The 3,004-nt window shown below is 73.8% G+C and carries 4 protein-coding genes; 2 read left to right on the top strand and 2 right to left on the bottom strand.

Annotated features, from left to right (window positions below):
* Positions 1-882, bottom strand: an 882-nt coding sequence (locus TA90_RS11470; protein ID WP_052450818.1) for a TrmH family RNA methyltransferase, incomplete at its 3' end; no start/stop codon positions are given.
* Positions 883-1,067: 185 nt separating this feature from the next.
* Here TA90_RS11470 and TA90_RS13405 point away from each other — a divergent pair.
* Together TA90_RS13405 and TA90_RS11460 are read left to right on the top strand one after the other, a co-directional pair.
* The gene (locus TA90_RS13405) at positions 1,068-1,625 is read left to right on the top strand and encodes a hypothetical protein (protein ID WP_052450817.1); all 558 of its coding nucleotides are present in this window, start codon (positions 1,068-1,070) and stop codon (positions 1,623-1,625) included.
* 54 nt (positions 1,626-1,679) lie between these two features.
* Complete coding sequence (locus TA90_RS11460; RefSeq protein ID WP_043536604.1) at positions 1,680-2,717, top strand: quinone-dependent dihydroorotate dehydrogenase; 1,038 nt, start codon at positions 1,680-1,682, stop codon at positions 2,715-2,717.
* Positions 2,718-2,740: 23 nt separating this feature from the next.
* Here the strand turns inward: TA90_RS11460 and TA90_RS11455 are convergent.
* On the bottom strand, positions 2,741-3,004 hold a 264-nt coding region (locus tag TA90_RS11455), incomplete at its 5' end, for a DUF3043 domain-containing protein (RefSeq protein ID WP_043536602.1).

Here is a 3,004-nt window from a genome sequence, read left to right as displayed (position 1 = left end):
CCGCTCCCGCGACGTGGGTGCGGCTCCCCGCCCGACCCCACGGGTCGCCCAGAAGACCACGGCCGAGGCCGCGGCCACGTTGAGGGAGTCCACGCCCCCCGACATGGGGATCCGCACCACGGTGGCCGCGGCCTCGATGGCGTGACGGGTCAGGCCGTCCCCCTCCGTCCCGAAGGCGAGGGCGACGCGCGCGTCGGGGGCGGTGCACGCCGGGGAGGCGACGAACTCGTCGAGGGGCACGGAGTCCTCCGACAGGGCCAGTGCGGCGACGGTGAACCCCGCCTGGTGGAGGGTGTCGACGGTGGGCCACTCCGGGATGCGGGTCCAGGGGACCTGGAACACCGTGCCCATCGACACCCGGACCGAGCGCCTGTAGAGCGGGTCCGCGCACCGCGGGCTGACGAGCACCGCGTCCACCCCCAGGGCAGCGGCACTGCGGAAGGCGGCACCGACGTTGGTGTGGTCCACCAGGTCCTCCAGCACCGCCACCCTCCGTGCCCCGCGCCCGTCGCGAGCGGTGGCGAGCACCTCCTCCACGGTCGGGAGCACGGGTCGGTGCATGGCAGCCAGGGCCCCTCGGTGCAGGTGGAACCCCGTGATCTCGCGGAGCATCTCCTCGGGGGCGACGAACACCGGCACGTCCCCGCCGTCGGGCGACCCGGTCGAGGCCTCGATGAGCCCCGACATCTGGGGGATCCAGCGCGGCGCCATGAGGAAGGATCGCGGGCGGTGGCCGGCCTCGACCGCGCGCATGATCACGTTGTGGGACTCCGCCATGTACAGGCCCCGCTCAGGCTCCAGGGCGGAACGCAGGCGGACGTCCGTCATGGAGGTGTAGTCGGCGAGCCGGGGGTCCGAGGCGTCGGTGAGGTGGATCAGCACCCGGCCATTGTCACCCCCTGTGCGGTGCCTCCCGGCACCGCCGTGACCTCCGTCCCCCCGCCCGTCCACCGTCGGGTGGGCACTCCGGGTGCCGTCCACAGGCGGGCGGGGCCGGGCTTCCCCGGGGCGCGGGCGCCGGGGGAACGTGGGTCCGGGCGCCGCCGGGCGCCGGGAGGAGGCAGGTCATGCGCCGGACGACGGAGTGGGCGACGGGGGACCGGGTCCCGCACGGGGAGGGAGGTTCCCTCCACGGTGCACCCGGATGGACACGGCGGTCGGGGGTCGAGGCACTGCTCGCCCCGCACACGGTCCGGGGTCCGGGGAGGGGAACGGACTTCACGAGGGTCGAGGGCATCGGCGGGGAGACCGCCCTGCGGCTCCTGGACCTCCTGCCCGGGGCCAACCTCGACGAGCGCCAGAACGGTGGACCCACTTGCCGGGCGATGCTCCGCGCCGCGGGGGGCGCGGGTGCCGGGGTCGAACTCAGCGGCTACCTGGTCTCGGCCCCCCGGTGGGACGAACGGGTCGGGCTGGACGGCATGGTGGTTCCCGGGAACCTCCTCCGACGCCTCCCGGACACCCCGCTGACGGCCGGGCCCTGGGAGACGATCCGTGCAGCCCTCGACCTCGGTGCCGGGACACGGCACCCCGACGAGCTCGTCGCCTTCCTGCCCCGGGACGGGGACGTGGGGGAGGACGAGGGCGTCGTCCGGTCACTGGCCTGGTGGCTGTGGTGGGACTGACCGCGTGCGGACGCGGGGACCTCCGTCCGTGCGCCGGTCGCTAGGCTGGTGCCCATGCCCGCCTACCCCTGGCTCTACCGCACACTCATCCACCGCACGGACGCCGAGGCCGCCCACCACCTCGCCCTGTGGGCGATCTCCCTGGCGGGACGGGTACCCCCGCTGCGCGGCGCGCTGCGGGCGACGATCGGTCACCTGGGCACCGCTGACCCGGCGCGTGGGACCCTGCCCCACATCGGTACCCGGGTGCTCCCCGGTCGTCTCGGCCTCGCTGCGGGGATGGACAAGGACGCGGAGGCGGTGCTCGGCATGACCGCCCTGGGCTTCGCCTTCGTCGAGGTCGGGACCGTCACCCCGCGACCGCAGCCCGGCAACGAGGGCCCCCGCCTGTGGCGGCTCATGGACTCGGACGGGCTGCGCAACCGCATGGGGTTCAACAACCACGGGGTGGAGGCCTTGGCCGCGAACCTCCGCCGTCTCCGCTCCACGCGGGCGGGCCGTGCCGCCGTGGTGGGGGCCAACATCGGGAAGAACAAGACGACCCCGGAGGAGGACGCGGCCGAGGACTACCGCGTGTGCGCCAGGGCCGTCGCCCCCTGGGTCGACTTCGTCGTGGTCAACGTCTCCTCACCCAACACCCCGGGGCTCAGGGACCTGCAGTCCGTCGACCGCCTGGCCCCGGTCCTGCGCGCCGCGAGACGGGGCTGCGGGGAGGGAGCCGTGCGCCGGGTCCCCCTGCTCGTCAAGATCGCCCCCGACCTGGACGATGCGGAGATCCTCGAGGTGGTCGCCCTCACCAGGGAACTCGGACTCGAGGGTGTCGTGGCCACCAACACCACCATCGACCACGACCTCGGTGAGGGCGGCGTCTCGGGACGCCCGCTGACGGAGCGGGCGCTGGAAGTGGTGCGCCTCGTCGCGCGCCACCTGGGCGAGGACCAGATCCTCATCGGGACGGGCGGCGTCTTCGACGCGGAGGACGCACGGCGCATGATCGGTGCCGGTGCGGACCTCGTCGAGGCGTTCACCGCCTTCGTCTACGAGGGCCCCACCTGGCCCGGACGGGTCAACAGGGAGCTGGCGAGGGGCTGAAAGCGGGCGGCCCCTCCGGAACATCAGTGGCGGGACCTCGGCTCGGTCGGCGGGAACTGACCGCGGTCGACCTGCGGCTTGGGGGAACGCCACCGGCGTGCCATCACCATGCGGGAGTAGGCGTAGAACCAGGTGCCACGCGGAATGGTGTCATCCGGGTAGCGGGTCCGGATCCTCCGGCGCAGGCGCATCCACACGACGACGCCCTCCGCGACGGAGACGATGAGGAGGCCGTAGAACACGAAGGTCATGCCCATGACGATGCGGTTGGCGACCTCGGGCGACTT

Origin of the sequence: Actinomyces polynesiensis, assembly GCF_000820725.1 — a bacterium.
GTDB classification, from domain to species: Bacteria; Actinomycetota; Actinomycetes; order Actinomycetales; family Actinomycetaceae; genus Pauljensenia; species Pauljensenia polynesiensis.
Note: the sequence above shows the minus strand (reverse complement) of the source record. Positions and strands in the feature narration are given on the sequence as shown.